Origin of the sequence: Nocardioides sp. Root1257, assembly GCF_001425175.1 — a bacterium.
In the GTDB taxonomy this organism is placed as follows: Bacteria; Actinomycetota; Actinomycetes; order Propionibacteriales; family Nocardioidaceae; genus Nocardioides.
The window spans coordinates 1,033,229-1,052,257 of the sequence record NZ_LMDV01000008.1; the positions used below are offsets into that span (position 1 = coordinate 1,033,229).

Genomic DNA, 19,029 nt, shown 5'->3' on the forward strand with positions numbered 1-19,029 from the left:
CCCACACCGGGCCGCCAGTTCATGGTCTTCTGAGAGCCAGGTCACCTAGTCTCGGTCCATGAGCGCCCAGAACCCCAACCCTGCCGGCGATCCGGCCCTCGTCGGGCCCCCCGACCCGGAGCACGACCCGCGCGCGTCGTACGCCCTGGAGCCGGAGTACGTCGCGGCGCTCACCGCCCGCCTGGTGGCGACCAGCGGACGCACCGACGCGGTGCGGTCCCCGCTCAACGACGCCCCGCTGGCGCACATCCCGCAGTCCACGCCGCAGGACGTCGCCACGGCGTTCACGCGGGCCCGCCAGGCGCAGGTGGCCTGGGCGCGCACCTCGCTCGAGCACCGCCAGCACGCGCTGCTCCGGCTGCACGACCTCGTGCTGGACCGGCAGGACGAGATCACCGACCTGGTCGTGCTGGAGAACGGCAAGGCCCGCAAGCACGCGTTCGACGAGCCGCTGCACGTCGCGCTGACCGCTCGCTACTACGGGCGTACGACGCGTCGCCACCTCGAGACCCGGCGCAGTCCCGGTGTCTTCCCGGTGCTGACGCGGGCTGAGGTCAACCGGGTGCCCAAGGGCGTCGTCGGCATCATCTCGCCGTGGAACTACCCCTTCGACCTCGCGCTCATCGACGGCATCGCCGCGATCGCGGCCGGCAACGCCGTCGTCGCGAAGCCGGACGCCCAGACGATGCTGTCCGCGCTGCTCGCCGCCGAGCTGCTCGAGGAGGCCGGCTTCCCGCGTGAGCTGTGGCAGGTCGTCGCCGGCCCCGGCCCCGAGATCGGGGGAGCGATCATCGAGCGCGCCGACTACGTCTGCTTCACCGGCTCGACCGCGACCGGCCGCGTCGTCGCCCAGGCGTGCGCCGACCGGCTGATCGGCAGCTCGCTCGAGCTCGGGGGCAAGAACCCGCTGCTGGTGCTGCGCGACGCCGACCTGGAGAAGGCGGCCGAGGGCGCCGTACGCGCGGCGTTCTCCAGCTCCGGCCAGCTCTGCGTTTCCATCGAGCGGATGTTCGTCGCGGACCAGGTCTACGACCGGTTCGTGGAGCGCTTCGTGGCGCGCACCCAGGCGCTGACCCTCGGCGCGACGCTCGACTGGGGCAACGACATGGGCACCCTCACCTCGCAGGCCCAGCTCGACACCGTCGTCGCCCACGTCGAGGACGCGGTCGCCCAGGGCGCACGGGTGCTCGCCGGCGGCAACCACCGGCCCGACCTCGGGCCCTACTACTTCGAGCCGACCATCCTCGAGGGCGTCACGCCCGACATGACCTGCTTCGGCAAGGAGACCTTCGGCCCGGTCGTCTCGCTCTACCGCTTCCACGACGAGGCCGACGCGATCTCGCGGGCCAACGGCGGCCTCTACGGCCTGAACGCCTCGATCTACAGCGAGGACGGCGCCCGCGCCCGGTTCATCGCCCGGCACATCAAGTGCGGCACCGTGAACATCAACGAGGCGTTCGCGGCGACCTTCGCCAGCCTCGACACTCCGATGGGCGGCATGCGCGAGTCCGGCACCGGCCGTCGTCAGGGCGCCGAGGGCATCCTCCGGTTCACCGAGACCCAGTCGGTCGCGACCCAACGGCTGATGCGGATCGCCCCGTCGTTCGGGATGTCGGACGAGCTGTACGCCAAGGTGATGACCACCAACCTGCGCATCCTCAAGAAGCTGGGGCGCGCATGAGCCTCGACTTCGACGTCCTGGTCGTCGGCTCCGGCTTCGGCGGCTCCGTGACCGCGCTGCGGCTGACCGAGAAGGGCTACCGGGTCGGCGTGCTCGAGGCCGGTGCCCGGTTCGCGGACGAGGACCTGCCCGAGACCTCCTTCGAGGTGACGAAGTACCTCTTCCGGCCGGAGGTCGGGTGCTACGGCATCCAGCGCATCGACGCCCTCCGCGACTGCCTGATCGTCTCCGGTGCGGGCGTCGGCGGCGGGTCGCTGGTCTACGCCAACACCCTCTACGAGCCGATGTCGCCCTTCTACGAGGACCCGCAGTGGAGCCACATCACCGACTGGCGTGACGAGCTGGCGCCCTACTACGACCAGGCGAAGCGGATGCTCGGCGTGGTCGAGAACCCGCTGCGCACGCCGTCCGACGACGTCATGGAGAAGGTCGCGACCGAGATGGGCGTGGCCGACACCTTCCACCCGACCCCGGTCGGCGTCTACTTCGGCGACGAGGGTGCTGGCATGGGCCAGACCGTCGACGACCCGTTCTTCGGCGGCGCCGGCCCGGAGCGGAAGACCTGCATCGGCTGCGGCTCCTGCATGACGGGATGCCGCCACAACGCCAAGAACACCCTGGTGAAGAACTACCTGCACCTCGCCGAGAGCAACGGCGCCACGGTGCTGCCACTCACGACGGTCACCCGGGTCGCGCCCCGCGAGGGCGGCGGGTACGACGTACACGTCCGCTACACGAAGGCGAAGGTCGGCCGGCGCGCGGTCAAGCGCGTCCTCACCGCCGAGCAGGTGGTCTTCTCGGCGTCCGCGCTCGGCACCCAGCGGCTGCTGCACCAGATGAAGGACGAGGGCCACCTGCCCCGGGTCTCGGACCGGCTGGGCTACCTCTCGCGCACCAACTCGGAGTCGATCGGCGGGGTGATCGCCCCGAAGGGCGTCGACGTCGACTACAGCCAGGGCATCGCGATCACCTCGAGCTTCCACCCGGACGAGAACACGCACATCGAGCCGGTGCGCTACGGGCCGGGCAGCAACCTGATGTCGCTGCTGCAGTCGGTGCTCACCGACGGTGACGGCGACGAGCCGCGGTGGCGCACCTGGCTGCGCGAGATGTGGGCGCAGCGGCGCGACATCGCCAACCTCTACGACATGAAGCACTGGTCCGAGCGCACGGTCATCGCGCTGGTGATGCAGAGCCTGGACAACTCGATCACGACGTACACGAAGCGGATCCCGTTCACCCGCCGGCGCTACGTCACCTCCAAGCAGGGTCACGGCGTGCCCAACCCGACGTGGATCCCGGCCGGCAACGAGGCGATCCGGACGATGGCCCAGATCATGGGCGGGTTCCCCGGCAGCGCGGTCGGCGACGCGTTCAACAAGCCCCTGACCGCGCACTTCATCGGCGGCTGCGCGATCGGCGACTCGCCCGAGTCCGGCGTGGTCGACCCGTTCCAGCGGGTCTACGGCCACCCCGGCCTGCACGTCGTCGACGGCTCGGCCGTCACGGCCAACCTCGGCGTCAACCCGTCGCTGACGATCACGGCCCAGGCCGAGCGCGCCATGGCGTTCTGGCCCAACAAGGGCGAGCACGATGCGCGACCCGCCCTGGGCTCGGCGTACCGACGGATCGAGCCGGTCCGCCCGGTCGCGCCGGTCGTCCCGGACGAGGCGCCCGGGGCGCTGCGGCTGCCGATCGTCGGCGTCAGCTGACCGCTCGGCGCACACATCGGGCACGGGTCGAGAAAAGTCCGAAACCCCCGTGACCCACCCTGTGAGCCCTCGTTGAGCCAGCGGACCCGGCAAACATGCTCCCTCCCACCGCCGGGTCCCGTGCTCAAGCACTGTCCTGCAGTTGCATGGGCGGTCAGGACCCGGCCATCCCTCCCTCCCCGGCCGGGTCCTGACAGGAGGAGACTCGATAGGCTGCGGCCATGACGGCGGCTGAGCACGATCTGGTCCTGGTGGTCGACTTCGGGGCGCAGTACGCCCAGCTGATCGCCCGTCGGGTGCGCGAGGCGCGGGTCTACTCCGAGATCGTCCCGCACACGATGCCGGTCTCCGAGATGCTCGCCCGCAACCCGAAGGCGATCATCCTGTCCGGCGGCCCCTCGTCGGTGTACGCCGACGGGGCACCGGCGATCGACACGGCGGTCTTCACCGCCGGCACCCCCGTCTTCGGCATGTGCTACGGCTTCCAGCTGATGGCGCGCGGCCTCGGCGGCGAGGTCGCGCCGACCGGTGCGCGCGAGTACGGCCGCACCGCGGTCTCCGTCAGCCAGGGCGGCACCCTGCTGGCCGACGTCCCCGCCATGCACACGGTCTGGATGTCGCACGGCGACTCCGTGGTCGCGGCCCCCGACGGCTTCGACGTGCTCGCGTCGACCGCTGACACCCCGGTCGCGGCGTTCGAGGACGTCGAGCGCGGACTGGCCGGCGTCCAGTGGCACCCCGAGGTGCTGCACTCCGAGCACGGCCAGAAGGTGCTGGAGCACTTCCTCGTCGACATCGCGCACTGCCGCCAGACCTGGACGATGGTCAACATCGTCGACGAGCAGGTCGAGAAGATCCGCACCCAGATCGGCGAGCGGGGCAAGGCGATCTGCGGGCTCTCCGGCGGCGTCGACTCGGCGGTCGCCGCCGCGATCGTGCAGCGCGCGATCGGGGACCGGCTCACCTGCGTGTACGTCGACCACGGGCTGATGCGCAAGGGCGAGACCGAGCAGATCGAGCGCGACTTCGTCGCCGCCACCGGCGCCGAACTGGTGGTGGTCGACGCGGAGAAGCAGTTCCTCGACGCACTCGCCGGGGTGACCGACCCCGAGGAGAAGCGCAAGATCATCGGCCGCGAGTTCATCCGCACCTTCGAGGCTGCCGAGGCCGAGGTGCTGGGCGACGCCGTCACAGGTGAGCACGCCGACACCGTGGCCTTCCTGGTGCAGGGCACGCTCTACCCCGACGTCGTCGAGTCGGGTGGGGGAGCGGGCACCTCGAACATCAAGTCGCACCACAACGTCGGTGGGCTCCCGGACGACCTCGAGTTCGAGCTCGTCGAGCCGCTGCGCACGCTCTTCAAGGACGAGGTCCGCCTGGTCGGGGAGCAGCTCGGCCTGCCGGGCGAGATCGTCTGGCGGCACCCGTTCCCCGGCCCGGGCCTGGGCATCCGGATCATCGGCGAGGTCACCCGCGAACGCCTCGACATCCTGCGCGAGGCCGACGCGATCGCCCGCGAGGAGCTGACCCGCTCCGGGCTCGACCGCGACATCTGGCAGATGCCGGTGGTCCTGCTGGCCGACGTCCGGTCGGTCGGCGTGCAGGGTGACGGCCGCACCTACGGGCACCCCGTCGTACTCCGACCGGTCACCTCCGAGGACGCGATGACGGCCGACTGGGCGCGGCTCCCGTACGAGCTGATGGAGCGGATCTCGACCCGCATCACCAACGAGGTGCGCGAGATCAACCGGGTCACCGTCGACATCACCTCGAAGCCCCCGGGCACCATCGAGTGGGAGTGACGGAAAGTTTTCCCGAGGAAGCGCGGACAACGCGACGGTGAGCCGCTAACGTTCTCCACGAGCCGCCGGGGACCCGAGACCCCGGCGGTTCTTCAATTCCCGGGGGACGGCCCGTTGAGCGGCACCAGGACGTCGGCGGCGAAGCGTTCCATGGCCTCGAGCTTCTGCTCCAGGCTGGCGTCCAGCCCGTAGTAGTACGCCCACGGCATCGTCCAGCAGTCGGTGACCCCACCGGCGGCGGCCCGCTCGAAGTGCTCGGGCAGGAAGGCGTCGTTGAGGGCGGTGATCACCGCGAAGTCGCCCTCCGCGCCGATCTCCGCGCGGGCTGCTGCGAGTCGCGCGGCGATGCCGGTGGCCTCCTCGATCGAGTAGAGGTCGCCGACCCAGCCGTCGTGACGCGCGGCGCGGCGGAAGGCGATGTCGGACAGCCCTCCGATGATCACCGGGATCGGCTCGCTCGGCGTCGGCTCCATGACCAGCCGCGGCGCGGTGTAGAAGTCACCCTGGAACTCGGTCCAGCCCGGCTTCCACAGCTCGGCCATCAGCGCGAGGGCCTCGTCGGTGCGCTTGCCGCGGGTCGAGAAGTCGTGCCCGAGCAGCTCGAACTCCTCGCGGCACCAGCCGATGCCGACGCCGAGGCTGACCCGGTTGCCGGACAGCACGGCCGCCGTGCCGACGCTCTTCGCGACCTGGAACGGGCTGCGGATCGCCGGCACGTAGACCGAGGTGAAGAACCGCAGCCGTGTCGTGACGGCGGCCAGGGCGCCGATCAGCACCCACGGGTCCGGCCACGCGGCGTCGTGGTCCCAGCGACGGGCCCCGTCCGGCGTGTAGGGGTACGGCGTCGACAGCTCCTCGAGGTCGACGACGTGGTCGGGAACGGCGATCGAGTGGTACCCGAGCGCGTCGGCGGCCCGGGCGAGGGGGATCAGGTGGTCGACCGGCTGGAAGGCGGTGCTGATGGCGAAGCGCACCAGGCCACCCTAGAGCCAAAGTAGAACGTGTTCTCGCCCAATCCCCCTCGTGGGGCCGGCTACTTCGTGAAGAGGCTGACGCCGCCCGGTCCGACCAGCAGGCCGACGATGATCAGCACGATCCCGAAGAGCAGCTGGCCACGGAAGATCGTGACGATGCCGCTCACCACGAGGATGACGGCCAAGATCCAGAGAATGAATGCCACGGGTGTTCCCTCCCTTGGCGCGGTGTCTCCGCGCCGAGGGAACCCGTACCCACTCCTCGCGGAACTAACGCTCCGGTCCAGGCCACGTCCCTAGGGCAGGATCGCGTCGACGTACCCGCCGTCGACCCGCAGTGCGCCCCCGGTGGTGGCCGAGGACAACGGTGAGCTCAGGTAGGTCACGAGGTGGGCGATCTCCTCGGGCTCGATCAGTCTCTGGATCAGCGACTGCGGTCGATGCCGCTTCATGAACTCGCGCTGCGCCTCGTCCCACGGCAGGTCCCGGTCGACGAGCTGGTAGACGAAGTCCTCCACGCCGCCGGTGTGGGTGGGACCGGCGATCACCGAGTTCACCGTCACCCCGGTGCCGGCGGCCTCCTTGGCGAACCCGCGGGAGACCGCGAGCAGTGCGGTCTTCGACATGCCGTAGTGGATCATCTCGGCCGGGATCACCACGGCCGAGTCGCTCGCGATGTAGAGGATCCGGCCCCAGCCCCGGCCCGCCATCCGGGGCAGGTGGTGCCGGGTCAGTCGTACGGCGGCGAGCACGTTGACCTCGAAGAAGCGACGCCACTCCTCGTCGGTGATCTCCAGAGCCGGACGGGACTCGAAGATGCCGAGGTTGTTGACCAGCACGTCCACCTCGGGCAGCGCCGCGACGGCCGTCTCGAAGCCCTCCTCCGAGGCCACGTCGGCGACCACCGGGACGAGCACGGCGTCCGGCAGCTCGGCCCGGAGCTCGGCGATGCCGCGCTCGACCGAGTCGCTCGACCGCCCGTTCAAGCCGACGCGTGCACCCGCCGCGGCCAGGCCGCGGGCGATCGCGAGGCCGATGCCCTGGGTCGAGCCGGTGACGAGGGCGGTGCGGCCCCGGAGGTCGATCTGCACGAGCGCTCAGTCCTCGCGGTAGTCCTCGACGACGTGCATGGCTGCCTCCTCGGCGGACGCGGAGCCGTCATCGATCCCGACGTCGTCCCCGACGAGGTCCTTCTCCTGGTCCTCGCCGAGCCCCTCGTCCGGGTCGACGAGCCGGCCGGCGCGGACGTCGCCGACCTCGCCGTCCTCGAGGTCGTCGTCGGTCTCGGCGTACGGGTCGACGTCGGGCTCCTCCTGGGAGATCCGCTGGTCGATGCTCTCGCGGTGCTCCTCCTCCCAGGGCGTGTTGCCGTAGCCCTGGCCGGCGGAGTACTTCTCCGGCGGGGAGTAGCCGCGGTCCAGCTCGTCCTCGACGTCGGGGTCGCCGAGGTCGTCGATGTTGCCGGGCTGGTCCTCGTCGTCGACGCTGTAGTCGCCGTAGATCTCGCCGTCGTTTTCGCTCACGGGGCCACGCTACTGCGCCGGCGCAACCGGCGCCCCTCACCCGAAATGGCCGATTGCGGGTCGTGCTTCGGCGGGGGACCGTGGAGGCATGGACCCGGACTTCGCGACCCTGGACCGGTGGTGGCGCGCGGCGAACTACCTCTCGGTCGGGCAGATCTACCTGATGGACAACCCGCTGCTGCTGGAGCCGCTGCGCGAGGAGCACGTCAAGCCGAGGCTGCTCGGCCACTGGGGCACCACCCCCGGCCTCAACTTCGTGTACGCCCACCTCAACCGGGCGATCATGGCCCGAGGGCAGCGCATGATCTTCGTGACCGGCCCCGGCCACGGCGGCCCCGGGGTGGTTGCGTCGTCGTACCTCGAGGGCACGTACTCCGAGGTCTACCCGAACGTCGGTCTCGACCTGCGCGGGCTGCAGCGCCTGTTCACCCAGTTCTCGTTCCCCGGTGGCATCCCCAGCCACGCGGCGCCGGAGACGCCCGGCTCGATCCACGAGGGCGGTGAGCTGGGCTACGCCCTCTCGCACGCGTACGGCGCCGCCTTCGACAACCCCGACCTCGTGGTCGCGGCGGTCGTCGGCGACGGCGAGGCGGAGACCGGTCCGCTGGCGACCAGCTGGCACAGCACGAAGTTCGTCGACCCGCGCCGCGACGGCGCCGTGCTGCCGATCCTGCACCTCAACGGCTACAAGATCGCCAACCCGACGGTGCTCGCCCGGATCCCCGAGGAGGAGCTGACCTCGCTGATGCGCGGCTACGGCCACATGCCGCACGTCGTCTCCGGCTCCGACCCGGCCCAGATGCACGCCGACTTCTCGGGCGCGCTGGCGGCGTGCCTCCACGAGATCGCCGACATCCAGGGCGAGGCGCGCGCCGCGTCGGCACCGCTGCCGCGGCGGCCCTGGCCGATGATCGTGCTCCGCTCGCCGAAGGGCTGGACCGGTCCGAAGGAGGTCGACGGCCTGAAGGTCGAGGGCTACTGGCGCTCGCACCAGGTGCCGTTCGCCAACGCGCGCTCCGACAAGGGGCACCGCAAGGTGCTCGAGGAGTGGTTGCGCGGCTACGGCCCCGAGGAGCTCTTCGACGAGGCGGGCGCACCGGCCGCCGACATCGCGGCCCTGCACCCCGAGGGCGACCTGCGGATGAGCGCCTCGCCGCACGCGAACGGCGGCCTGCTGCTGCGCGACCTCCGGATGCCGGACTTCCGTGACTACGCCGTGACGGTCGACCAGCCCGGGACCGGCAGCGCCGAGGCGACCCGGGTGCTCGGCCAGTTCCTGCGAGACGTGATGGCCGAGAACATGGAGACCTTCCGGCTGTTCTCACCCGACGAGAACAGCTCCAACCGGCTCGGTGACGTCATGGAGGTCACCGATCGCACGTGGAACGCCGAGATCCTCGAGTACGACGACCACCTGGCGCCCGACGGCCGGATCATGGAGATCCTGTCCGAGCACACGTGCCAGGGGTGGCTCGAGGGCTACCTGCTCACGGGTCGACACGGCTTCTTCTCCTGCTACGAGGCGTTCATCCACCTCGTCGACTCGATGTTCAACCAGCACGCGAAGTGGCTGGAGTCGACCCGCAAGATCGCCTGGCGACGGCCCGTGGCATCGCTCAACTACCTGCTCACCTCGCACGTCTGGCGCCAGGACCACAACGGCTTCTCGCACCAGGACCCCGGCTTCATCGACCACGTCGTGAACAAGAAGGCCACGGTCGTGCGGGTCTACCTGCCGCCGGACGCGAACACGCTGCTGTCGGTCGGCGACCACTGCCTGCGCTCCAAGCACTACGTCAACGTCATCGTCGCGGGCAAGCAGCCTGCTGTGCAGTACCTCTCGATGGACGACGCGATCGTCCACTGCTCGAAGGGCGTCGGCATCTGGGACTGGGCGTCCAACGACGCCGACGGCGAGCCGGACGTGGTGATGGCCTGCGCCGGCGACGTCCCGACGATGGAGACCCTGGCCGCCGTCCAGCTGCTCCGCGAGGAGTTGCCCGACCTGCGGATCCGCGTCGTGAACGTCGTCGACCTGATGCGCCTGCAGCCGGAGAAGGAGCACTCGCACGGGCTGTCCGACGCCGACTTCGACGCGCTGTTCACGCGCGACCGGCCGGTGATCTTCGCCTACCACGGCTACGCGACGCTGATCCACCGGCTGACCTACCGCCGCACCAACCACGACAACATCCACGTGCGCGGCTACAAGGAGGAGGGCACCACGACGACGCCGTTCGACATGACGGTGCTCAACGAGATCGACCGCTTCCACCTGGCCATGGACGTCATCGACCGGGTGCCCCGGCTGCACGCGACGTCGGGCGCCGCGCGGGAGCGGTTCAAGGACGCGCTCATCCGGCACCGGCAGTACGTCCGGACCGCCGGTGAGGACCTGGCGGAGATCCGTGACTGGGAGTGGGCGGGCCACTGACGTGCGCACCTTGGTCGTCAACCCGGGCTCGAGCAGCCTGAAGGTCTCGCTGCTCAGCGACGGCCAGGACGTGCCCGACGATGGAGGCCCGTACGACGCGGTCGGGGTCCGCTTCGTGCACGGCGGCGCGCACACGTCAGCCGTGCGTCTCGACGACCGGGTGCTCGAGGAGCTGGCGGAGGTCTCCCACCTGGCGCCGCTGCACAACCCGCCGGCACTCGGCGCGGCGCGCGACCTGCTCCGGCAGCACCCGGGGGTGCCGGTGGTGGCCTGCTTCGACACCGCGTTCCACTCGACGCTGCCGCCGGCAGCATCGACGTACGCCCTGCCACGGGAGTGGAACGAGCGCTTCGGACTGCGCCGGTACGGCTTCCACGGCCTCTCCCACTCCTACGCCTCCCGCCGGGCCGCGCACGTGCTCCGGCGCCCGGTCGAGGAGCTGCGCATCGTGTCGTGCCACCTGGGAGGCGGAGCCTCGCTGTGCGCGGTGCGAGGCGGCCGCTCCGTCGACACGACCATGGGGATGACCCCGATGGAGGGGCTGGTGATGCAGACCCGGTCGGGGTCGGTCGACCCGGGACTCCTCTTCCACCTGCTCGACCGCGGAGTCGCCGCCGACGAGCTGGAGCGCGTCCTCGACCGCGAGTCCGGCCTGGCCGGGCTGACCGGCACCTCGGGCGATCTGCGCGAGGTGCGTGCCGCGGCCGATGCGGGTGCGGCCGACGCCGTCTCCGGGCTGGCGGTCTACGTGCACGCGCTGGTGCGCGGGATCGGCGCGATGGCTGCCGCCGCGGGCGGCATCGACGCCCTGGTGTTCACCGGTGGCGTGGGCGAGCACGCACCCGAGGTGCGCCGCGACGCCGGGCGCGCGCTCGCGTTCCTCGGGGTCGGTGTCGACGACCTGCTGAACGCGGAGGCGAGCTCCGACGCCGACGTCTCCGCGGCGGGGAGCACGGTCTCGACCCTCGTGGTGACGGCGCGGGAGGACCTCGAGATCGAGCGCGAGGTGCGCGGCGCGCTGGGGGTCTAGCGGACGCCGTACGTCGTGGTGCGCTCGCGGACCGGGCGGCCGATGCCGGCGCCGATCTCGACGAGCTCCGCCACGGTCTTGGCCGAGCCGTGCTCGGAGCCGGCCATCCGGGAGATCGTCTCCTCCATCAGGGTGCCGCCGACGTCGTTGGCGCCGGCCTGGAGCATCGCGCGGGTGCCGTCGACGCCGAGCTTGACCCAGGACGTCTGGATGTTGCTGATCCGCCCGTGCAGCATGATCCGCGCCATCGCGTGCACGGCCAGGTTGTCGCGCAGCGTCGGTCCCGGCCGGGCCACGCCGGCCAGGTAGATCGGCGCCGACGTGTGCACGAACGGCAGTGGCACGAACTCGGTGAAGGCCGCGCCCCCGGCCTCGAACGACGCGTCCTGGATCCGGGCGAGCACCTTGAGGTGGCCGACCCAGTGGCGCGGGTGGTCGACGTGGCCGTACATCATCGTCGAGGTCGTCGGCAGGCCGACGCGGTGCGCGGTCGAGACGATCTCGACCCAGGTCTTGGTGGGCAGCTTGCCCTTGGTGAGCACCCAGCGGACCTCGTCGTCGAGGATCTCCGCCGCGGTGCCCGGCAGCGAGCCGAGGCCGGCCTCGCGGGCCTTGATCAGGAAGTCCTCGATGGACAGGCCGGTGCGGGCGGTGCCGTTGACGACCTCCATCGGCGAGAACGCGTGCACGTGCATGTCCGGCACCCGCTGCTTCACCGCGGAGACGAGGTCGAAGTACGCCGAGGCCGGCAACTCGGGGTCGATGCCCCCCTGCATGCAGACCTCGGTGGCGCCGAGGTCCCACGCCTCCTCGGCCCGGTCGGCGACCTCGTCGAGGGACAGGGAGTAGGCGTCGGCGTCGGTCCGCCGCTGCGCGAACGCACAGAACCGGCAGCCGACGTAGCAGACGTTGGTGAAGTTGATGTTCCGGTTGACGACGTAGGTGACGTCGTCGCCGACGGTCTCCTTGCGCAGGTCGTCGGCCAGCCGGCACACCTCCCGGAGCAGGTCGCCCTCGGCGGTCATCAGCGTTAGCGCGTGCTCGTCCGACAGGTTGCCCGGGTCCTTCTCGGCCGCCTTGAGCGCGTCCCAACCGGTGGTTGAGGAAGGCGCGCCAGCGCCTGTCTCGAAACCCCCGGTGCGGTCAGCGGCGCTCTGGACCTCGTCCCAGTCGCCGTAGACGTTGGCGAAGTCGGAGCGCCGGTCGTCCGTACGGCCCTCGGAGTCGACGGCCTCGAAGAGGTCGGTGCGCCCGACGCTCGCGAAACCGCCGTCGGGCTCCTGCCACGGCAGCCCGCTCGGGCGTACGCCGGGGCGCGCCAGGCCGTCCTCGGTCGCGAGCGCGGCGACGTGACCCGAGACGCGAGGATCCAGCCACGGCTCGCCCGCTCGGACGTACTCGGGGTGCACGGTCAGCCGGGCCTGCAGGTCGAAGCCGCACTGCGCGGTGATCTCGCGCAGCCGCTCCAGCGAGGGCCAGGGACGCTCCGGGTTCACGTGGTCGGGGGTCAGCGGCGAGACGCCGCCCCAGTCGTCGACGCCGGCGCCGAGCAGGAGCCGGCACTCCTCCAGGTCGACCAGGTTGGGCGGCGCCTGCACGCGGGCCTTGGGGCCGAGCACGATGCGGGTGACCGCGATGGTGGCGCGGTACTCGTCCAGACCGAGGTCGTCGGCGTGCCGCATCGCGGTGTCCGGCTTGGCCCTGAAGTTCTGGACGATGACCTCCTGGACGGAGCCGAAGGCCCGGGAGACCTGGCGCAGCGCGAAGATCGTCTCGGCGCGCTCCTCGAGCGTCTCCCCGATGCCGACCAGCAGGCCGGTGGTGAAGGGGATCGAGAGCCGGCCCGCGTCCTCGAGCACCCGCATCCGGACGTCGGGGTCCTTGTCGGGGGAGCCGAAGTGCGCCTCACCCTTGGTCTCGAACAGCCGCCGCGACGTCGTCTCCAGCATCATCCCCATCGAGGGGGAGACCGGCTTGAGCCGGTTCAGCTCCTCCCACGACATGACGCCGGGGTTCAGGTGCGGCAGCAGCCCGGTCTCCTCGAGCACCCGCACCGCCATCGCGCGCACGTAGGCGAGCGTCGAGTCGTAGCCCTGCTCGTCCAGCCACGCGCGGGCCTCGGGCCAGCGATCCTCCGGCCGGTCGCCCAGCGTGAAGAGCGCCTCCAGGCAACCCATCGCGGCGCCCTGCGAGGCGATGTCGAGGATCTCGTCAGGGGAGAGGAACATGGCGTGCCCGGCGCGGGTGAGCTGACCCGGCGACTCGACGAAGGTGCAGTAGTGGCAGCGGTCCCGGCAGAGCTTGGTGACCGGGATGAAGACCTTGGGGGAGTACGTCACCACGGCCGGCCTGCCCGCGGCGACCAGACCGGCGTCGCGCACCTTCGCGGCGGCGGCCGTCAGGCGGTCCAGGTCGGCACCGGTGGCGGCGAGGAGCACCGTGGCCTCGTCGACGTCGAGAGCGGCGCCGCGCTCGGCGCGCGCGAGCGCCCGACGGACCTGCTGGGGCGTGGGCTGCTGCTCGTTCATCCCTGTCAGGCTAGCGTCACCGGCCAGGACCCCATGTCGCCCTGGCCAGTGACGCACGCCACGCCGGCCCCGGGTCCCCCGACATCGGGCCGGCGCATCGAGCGGCGGTCGACCCGGAGGCCGGCCCGCCCTTCATCGAGAGCGCCTTGTGTCCGAAATGATGCTGCATCCGTGACCGATATTCGTGTCCGAAACCGGCCATGGCAGAGATCGGACTGTCCGATCTTTGCCATGGCCGCTGACGGACACGCCGGGGCGGGAGCCGGCTGGTGTGCTGAGGCATGCGACGATCACGCGGTGGTCTCGGATGCCGGCTCTCGCGCGCCCCATCCGTCCGTGCAGCCGCCCCTGCAGCCCGCCGCGCTGGCAGCGCTGGACGTGCTGCGCATCGGGCTCCGTTCCCGTGTCGACTCGGTCGCCGAGCTGGCGGCGCTCGCCATGCGTGACGAGACCGAGGTGCGACGCGACCTGGCGCTCCTGCACGACGAGGGCTTCGTCGAGCTGCGCGGCGACCGGATCGGCTACTCGGCGCCGGACGAGGTCGTCGCCGACGTCGTACGTCGTCGCGCCGGCGACCTCGGCGCGGACATGCTGCGGCGACTCGCCGACCTCGCGGAGCTGGTCGGCCAGCTGCCGGCGCTGGCGCACGAGTGGGAGAGCGGGGCCGGTGACTCCCACCTGTTCGACGTCGAGGTCTTCCACGGTCCCGAGGCGGTCGTCGACCTCTGGCACCTCCGGCAGGGCCGCGAGACGGCGCGTCGTACGGACGTGGTCCTCCCCGACGCGGCGCGCCTCTACGTGGCCGACCCGGCCATGCAGCAGGTCTGGCACGAGGCGAGCAGGGGATCGGGGCGTCGCGCCCGGGTGCTCGCCTCGATCGCGGACGGCGTGCACCCCGCCGCCCAGCAGCGGATCGACGAGGAGCTGGCGGGCGGGGTCGAGATCCGGCTGATGGAGCGGCCGCCCGGCTGGTTCTGGGTCACCGACGACACCACCGTGGCGCTGCCGCTGGCGTGGGGCGAGAGCTGGCCGACCTCCGTCATCGCGGTCCGCAGTCGCGCGGTCGCCGGGATGGCGAGCTGGTTGTTCGAGCAGCTGTGGGACCGGGCGGTGCCGGTGCGCGCCGGCTCCGCCGCGTGGGACTCCCTGCTCACGCTGATGAACGGCGGCGCGACGCTCGAGGCCGCGTCGCGGGTGCTCGGGATCTCCGAGCGCACCGGACGCCGTCGCGTCTCCGAGGCGATGGAGCACTACAACGTGAGCTCCATGCTCGCGCTGGGCGTGGTGTGGGGCGAGGCCCGGCGCTCCTGAGCGCCGGGCCCGCACGCCACGGACCCAGACGGACTCAGACGGACACGGACTCCGGCTCGGTCGCCGGGTCGGCGCTGTCCTCCGGCGGCACCACCGGCGGCTTGCGGTCCAGCGCGCTGGGCCACCAGATCCGGCCGCCGAGGTCGAGGTTGATGGCCGTCACCAGCACCGACCGGACGATCATCGTGTCGAGCAGGACGCCCAGCGCGATGGCGGTGCCGATCTGGAGCGCGAACGTGAGCGGCATCGTGGCCAGCGCGCCGAACGTCGCCGCGAGGACGATGCCCGCTGCGGTGATCACGCCGCCCGTGGACGCGAGCGCGATCAGCGAGCCGCGACGCGTGCCCTTGGTCGCGGTCTCCTCGCGCACCCGGGTCATCAGGAAGATGTTGTAGTCGATGCCCAGGGCGACCAGGAACACGAACGCATAGAGCGGGAAGCCGGGATCCGTGTGCGGACGGTCGAAGACCAGGTCGAAGACCACTCCCGAGAGACCCAGGGCGGCGGCGAAGGACAGGATCACCGTCCCGATCAGGATCAGCGGCGAGGCGATCGCGCGCAGCAGCCCCATCAGGATCAGCATCACCGCGAGCAGCATGATCGGGATGACGACCTTGTTGTCGCGGGCCGAGGCGTCCTCGATGTCGATCGTGACCGCCGTCCAGCCGCCCACCTGGGCGTCGGCGCCGTCCACCGCGTGCACGGCGTCGCGGACCTCGTGGACGGCATCGATCGACTGGACGTCGAGGGCGTCGGCGGTGAGGTTGACCAGGATCAGCGCCGTGCCGTCCTTCTCGGCGGCGACCACCGGATCCGCGATGCCGTCGATCCCCTCCAGCGACGCGACGACCGCGTCGGCCTGGTCGGAGCTCGCGATGATCTGGACCGGCGAGCTCGCGTCGACCAGCCCGTGCTCGACCAGGAGCTCGTTGCCCGCCACGGACTCGACGTCGTGGCCGGCGACGTAGACCTCGTCGTTCGGGATGCCCGAGGTGTCGAGGCGCAGGGCGCCGAGCGCGACCACGAGCAGGGCGATCGTGGTGAAGATCCAGACCTTCCGGGGCCGCGGTGCGATCCGGTTGCCGGTGCGGGCCCAGAAGCCGGACTCGGTCGGCTCCTCGGTGCCGAAGCGCGGGATGAACGGCCAGAACACCCAGCGGCCACAGATGACCAGCAGCGCGGGCAGCAGGGTGACCATGACGAGGAAGGTGCAGGCCACCGCGACGGCGTTCGCCGGGCCGAGCCCGGCGGTGGAGTTGAGCTCGGCGAACATCAGGCAGAGCAGGCCGACGACGACCGTCGAGGCACTGGCGAAGATCGCCGGCGCGGCGCGGTGGAGTGCGAACGCCATCGCCTCGTGCCGGTCCTCGTGACGGCGGAGCTCTTCTCGATACCGTGCGACGAGCAGCAGGGCGTAGTCCGTCCCGGCGCCGATCACCAGCACCGTCATGATGAACTGCGTCTGCCCGTTGATCGTCATGTCGGCGTACTTCGCGAGCAGGTAGAGCACGCCCATCGCGATCCCGAGACTCACGACGGCGCAGAAGATCGGCAGCGCCCACAGGATCGGGCTGCGGTAGCTGACCAGCAGGATCAGGACGACCGCGCACAGCGTGATCAGGAGCAGCCGGCCGTCCATGCCCGCGAACGCCGCAGCCTGGTCGGCGGTCGTGCCACCGGCGCCGGCGACGTAGACCTCGACGCCCGGGATCGCGGTGATGTCACGGACCTGGTCGGCGACGTCGGGCATGTCCTCCCACAGCGCGTCACCCCGGTTGATCGTGAAGTCGAGCTTCGCGACCTGACCGTCCTCGGAGACGTACGGCGCGGGGATCCCCGCCGCCGTGGCGCTCTGGGGCGTGATGACGTTCGAGACACCCTCGATGTCGGCGATCTCGGTGGCGTGGGACTCGATCGCGGCGAGGTCCTCGTCGGTGAGCCCGGACGCCTTGTAGTAGACGACGGTCGTCACCAGGTCGTTGGGGTCCTGGAACGCCTCCAGCCGCTTGATCGCCTGGGTCGACTCGGCGCTCTGCGGCAGCCAGGACTCGGCCTCGTTGTTCTGGACGCTGGTGAGCTTGCCCGCGAAGGATCCGAAGATCCCGAGCAGCACGAGGACGCCCACGAGGACGAGCCACTTGGTCACGGGTCCGGTCAGCTTGCCGGCGATCTGACGGTGCATGGGAGAACTCTTTCAGAGGGCGGGGACAGGGGCATCGGGGTTTTCCCCTAGTCCGGATGGGCAGTTGGACCGGCGGCTGCGCCCGAACTCATCCGACGGTCCACGTCCCTATTCCGGGAGGGGCCCGTCGCGAGTACGTTCGGCGCATGTACCCCGGCACCCCTGGGCGGCTCGGACGCCCGACAAGCCCGCGCTGGTCATGGCCGGCTCCGGCCGCACCCTCACGTACGCCGAGCTCGACGAGCGGAGCCTGCGACTCGCCCACGTCCTCCAGGACGCCGGCCTCGGCGTCGGCGACGTCGTCGCACTGCTCTCGGACAACCGGCCCGAGGCGTACGAGGCCTACTGGGCGGCGCTGCGATCGGGTCTCTACATCACGGCGGTCAACCACAACCTGTCCGCCGAGGAGGTCTCCTACATCGTGCGCGACTGCGGCGCGAAGGCCCTGCTCGTGTCCCCGGCCAAGAGCGACCTCGCGGCCCACCTCGACGTCGACGTACCGACCACGCTGACGTTCGGGAGCGAGTACGAGGACGCCCTGGCGGCGGCGAGCAGCGAACCGCTCGCCGAGCAGCCGCACGGCGACGACCTGCTCTACTCCTCCGGCACCACGGGCCGGCCGAAGGGGATCAAGCCGCCGCTGCCGCAGATCGCCGTCGACGAGCCGGGCTACGTCTACCCGACGGTCTTCGGAGCCCTCTACGGCTTCGACGAGGACACCGTCTACCTGTCACCGGCGCCGGTCTACCACGCGGCGCCGCTGCGCTTCGGCGGCGTCATCCACGCGCTGGGCGGCACGCTGGTGATGATGGAGAAGTTCGACGCGGAGGGCGCCCTGCGCGCGATCGAGCGCCACCAGGTCACCCACACGCAGATGGTCCCGACGATGTTCGTGCGGATGCTCAAGCTCCCCGACGACGTCCGGGCGTCGTACGACGTGAGCTCGCTGCGGACGGTCGTGCACGCCGCCGCTCCGTGCCCGGTCGACGTGAAGCGCCGGATGATCGACTGGTTCGGCCCGATCATCCACGAGTACTACGCCTCCACCGAGTCCAACGGGGCGACCTTCATCGACTCCGCCGCGTGGCTGGAGAAGCCCGGCTCGGTCGGCACCGCGCTGATGGGCGTGATCCGGATCTGCGGCGACGACGGCAGCCTGCTCGGGCCCGGCGAGGTCGGCACCGTCTACTTCGAGCGCGAGGAGCGCACCTTCAGCTACCACAACGACCCGGAGCGCACGGCGTCCACGCAGCACCCCGAGCACGCCAGCTGGACGACCGTCGGCGACCTCGGCTACCTCGACGAGGACGGCTACCTGTTCCTCACCGACCGCAAGGCGTTCATGATCATCTCCGGCGGGGTGAACATCTACCCGCAGGAGATCGAGGACCTCTTCAGCCTGCACCCGGCCGTCACCGACATCGCGGTCATCGGCGTCCCCGACGACGAGATGGGGGAGCGGGTGGTCGCGTTCGTGGAGGTCGCCCCGGCAGCGACCCCGGGCGACGAGCTCGCCGCCGAGCTCACGGCGTACGCGCGCGAGCACATCGCCCACTTCAAGGTGCCGAAGGAGTTCCACTTCCGCGACGAGCTCCCGCGCACGCCCACCGGCAAGATGGTCAAGGGCAAGCTGCGCGAGGAGTACGCGGGCCCGTAGTCGGGCTCAGTGGTCGGGCTCAGTGGTTGTCGTAGTTGCCGACCTGGCCCTGGGCCTTCCACTTGGCGCGCCGGGCGTCGTGGCCGAGCTTCGCGCCGCCCTTGTCCTTGGCGGTGCCGCGCGGCCGTCCGAGCCAGGTGACGGTGGCGATGAACGCCACCACGACGATGATCGTGATCGTCCAGAACATGTGCG

General features: G+C 71.0%; 14 protein-coding genes. 7 read left to right on the forward strand and 7 right to left on the reverse strand.

All coding sequences use genetic code 11. The features are described from left to right. Window positions 1-58 precede the first annotated feature (58 nt). From ASC77_RS12990 to guaA, 3 genes are all read left to right on the forward strand, one after another. Window positions 59-1,681 (forward strand): succinic semialdehyde dehydrogenase, encoded by a 1,623-nt coding sequence (locus tag ASC77_RS12990; RefSeq protein ID WP_056153207.1) that lies wholly within the window; start codon window positions 59-61, stop codon window positions 1,679-1,681. Then, window positions 1,678-3,393, forward strand: coding sequence for a GMC oxidoreductase (locus tag ASC77_RS12995; protein ID WP_056153210.1), 1,716 nt, complete (start codon window positions 1,678-1,680; stop codon window positions 3,391-3,393). The genes ASC77_RS12990 and ASC77_RS12995 overlap by 4 nt, the downstream gene beginning before the upstream one ends. Before the next feature lie 221 nt (window positions 3,394-3,614). Continuing rightward, window positions 3,615-5,195, forward strand: coding sequence for a glutamine-hydrolyzing GMP synthase (gene guaA, locus ASC77_RS13000; RefSeq protein WP_056153214.1), 1,581 nt, complete (start codon window positions 3,615-3,617; stop codon window positions 5,193-5,195). A 92-nt stretch (window positions 5,196-5,287) separates the two neighbouring features. On the opposite strand, the gene ASC77_RS13005 is transcribed toward guaA, so the two are convergent. The 4 genes from ASC77_RS13005 to ASC77_RS13015 all read right to left on the reverse strand — a co-directional run bounded on the left by ASC77_RS13005 (window position 5,288) and on the right by ASC77_RS13015 (window position 7,692). Further along, window positions 5,288-6,169, reverse strand: coding sequence for a TIGR03619 family F420-dependent LLM class oxidoreductase (locus tag ASC77_RS13005; protein WP_056153218.1), 882 nt, complete (start codon window positions 6,167-6,169; stop codon window positions 5,288-5,290). A gap of 59 nt (window positions 6,170-6,228) precedes the next feature. Beyond that, entirely contained in the window at window positions 6,229-6,375 is a 147-nt protein-coding gene (locus ASC77_RS27225; protein WP_200944975.1) for a GPGG-motif small membrane protein, read from the reverse strand. 90 nt (window positions 6,376-6,465) lie between these two features. After that, window positions 6,466-7,260 carry an SDR family NAD(P)-dependent oxidoreductase gene (locus ASC77_RS13010; RefSeq protein WP_056153221.1) on the reverse strand — a complete coding sequence of 265 codons (795 nt, stop codon included), beginning with the start codon at window positions 7,258-7,260 and terminating at the stop codon, window positions 6,466-6,468. Window positions 7,261-7,266: 6 nt separating this feature from the next. Further along, the gene (locus ASC77_RS13015) at window positions 7,267-7,692 is read right to left on the reverse strand and encodes a DUF5709 domain-containing protein (protein ID WP_056153224.1); all 426 of its coding nucleotides are present in this window, start codon (window positions 7,690-7,692) and stop codon (window positions 7,267-7,269) included. An 88-nt stretch (window positions 7,693-7,780) separates the two neighbouring features. On the opposite strand from ASC77_RS13015, the gene ASC77_RS13020 reads away from it, so the two are divergent. Both ASC77_RS13020 and ASC77_RS13025 read left to right on the forward strand, forming a co-directional pair. Next, window positions 7,781-10,126, forward strand: coding sequence for a phosphoketolase (locus tag ASC77_RS13020; RefSeq protein ID WP_056153227.1), 2,346 nt, complete (start codon window positions 7,781-7,783; stop codon window positions 10,124-10,126). A gap of 1 nt (window position 10,127) precedes the next feature. Continuing rightward, window positions 10,128-11,156, forward strand: a complete 1,029-nt coding sequence (locus ASC77_RS13025; protein WP_056153230.1) for an acetate/propionate family kinase — start codon at window positions 10,128-10,130, stop codon at window positions 11,154-11,156. On the opposite strand, the gene ASC77_RS13030 is transcribed toward ASC77_RS13025, so the two are convergent. Further along, complete coding sequence (locus tag ASC77_RS13030) at window positions 11,153-13,684, reverse strand: bifunctional FO biosynthesis protein CofGH (protein WP_056153233.1); 2,532 nt, start codon at window positions 13,682-13,684, stop codon at window positions 11,153-11,155. The two genes, ASC77_RS13025 and ASC77_RS13030, sit on opposite strands and share 4 nt — an antisense overlap. Window positions 13,685-14,020: 336 nt before the next feature. On the opposite strand from ASC77_RS13030, the gene ASC77_RS13035 reads away from it, so the two are divergent. Next, complete coding sequence (locus ASC77_RS13035) at window positions 14,021-14,995, forward strand: hypothetical protein (RefSeq protein ID WP_156391059.1); 975 nt, start codon at window positions 14,021-14,023, stop codon at window positions 14,993-14,995. 34 nt (window positions 14,996-15,029) lie between these two features. Here the strand turns inward: ASC77_RS13035 and ASC77_RS13040 are convergent, their stop codons facing one another. Then, window positions 15,030-17,177: an MMPL family transporter gene (locus tag ASC77_RS13040; protein WP_056153238.1), complete on the reverse strand. Its 2,148-nt coding sequence runs from the start codon at window positions 17,175-17,177 to the stop codon at window positions 15,030-15,032. 199 nt (window positions 17,178-17,376) lie between these two features. On the opposite strand from ASC77_RS13040, the gene ASC77_RS13045 reads away from it, so the two are divergent. After that, complete coding sequence (locus ASC77_RS13045) at window positions 17,377-18,834, forward strand: acyl-CoA synthetase (protein ID WP_056153242.1); 1,458 nt, start codon at window positions 17,377-17,379, stop codon at window positions 18,832-18,834. A 19-nt stretch (window positions 18,835-18,853) separates the two neighbouring features. Here ASC77_RS13045 and ASC77_RS26655 read toward each other — a convergent pair whose 3' ends face one another. Continuing rightward, entirely contained in the window at window positions 18,854-19,024 is a 171-nt protein-coding gene (locus ASC77_RS26655) for a hypothetical protein (protein ID WP_156391060.1), read from the reverse strand. Window positions 19,025-19,029: the final 5 nt, after the last annotated feature.

Coding starts and splice junctions, on each gene's coding strand:
- ASC77_RS12990 (WP_056153207.1), top strand. CDS start 59: ATGAGCGCCCAGAACCCCAACCCTGCCGGCGATCCGGCCCTCGTCGGG.
- ASC77_RS12995 (WP_056153210.1), top strand. CDS start 1,678: ATGAGCCTCGACTTCGACGTCCTGGTCGTCGGCTCCGGCTTCGGCGGC.
- guaA (WP_056153214.1), top strand. CDS start 3,615: ATGACGGCGGCTGAGCACGATCTGGTCCTGGTGGTCGACTTCGGGGCG.
- ASC77_RS13020 (WP_056153227.1), top strand. CDS start 7,781: ATGGACCCGGACTTCGCGACCCTGGACCGGTGGTGGCGCGCGGCGAAC.
- ASC77_RS13030 (WP_056153233.1), bottom strand. CDS start 13,684: ATGAACGAGCAGCAGCCCACGCCCCAGCAGGTCCGTCGGGCGCTCGCG.
- ASC77_RS13040 (WP_056153238.1), bottom strand. CDS start 17,177: ATGCACCGTCAGATCGCCGGCAAGCTGACCGGACCCGTGACCAAGTGG.
- ASC77_RS13045 (WP_056153242.1), top strand. CDS start 17,377: ATGGCCGGCTCCGGCCGCACCCTCACGTACGCCGAGCTCGACGAGCGG.
- ASC77_RS26655 (WP_156391060.1), bottom strand. CDS start 19,024: ATGTTCTGGACGATCACGATCATCGTCGTGGTGGCGTTCATCGCCACC.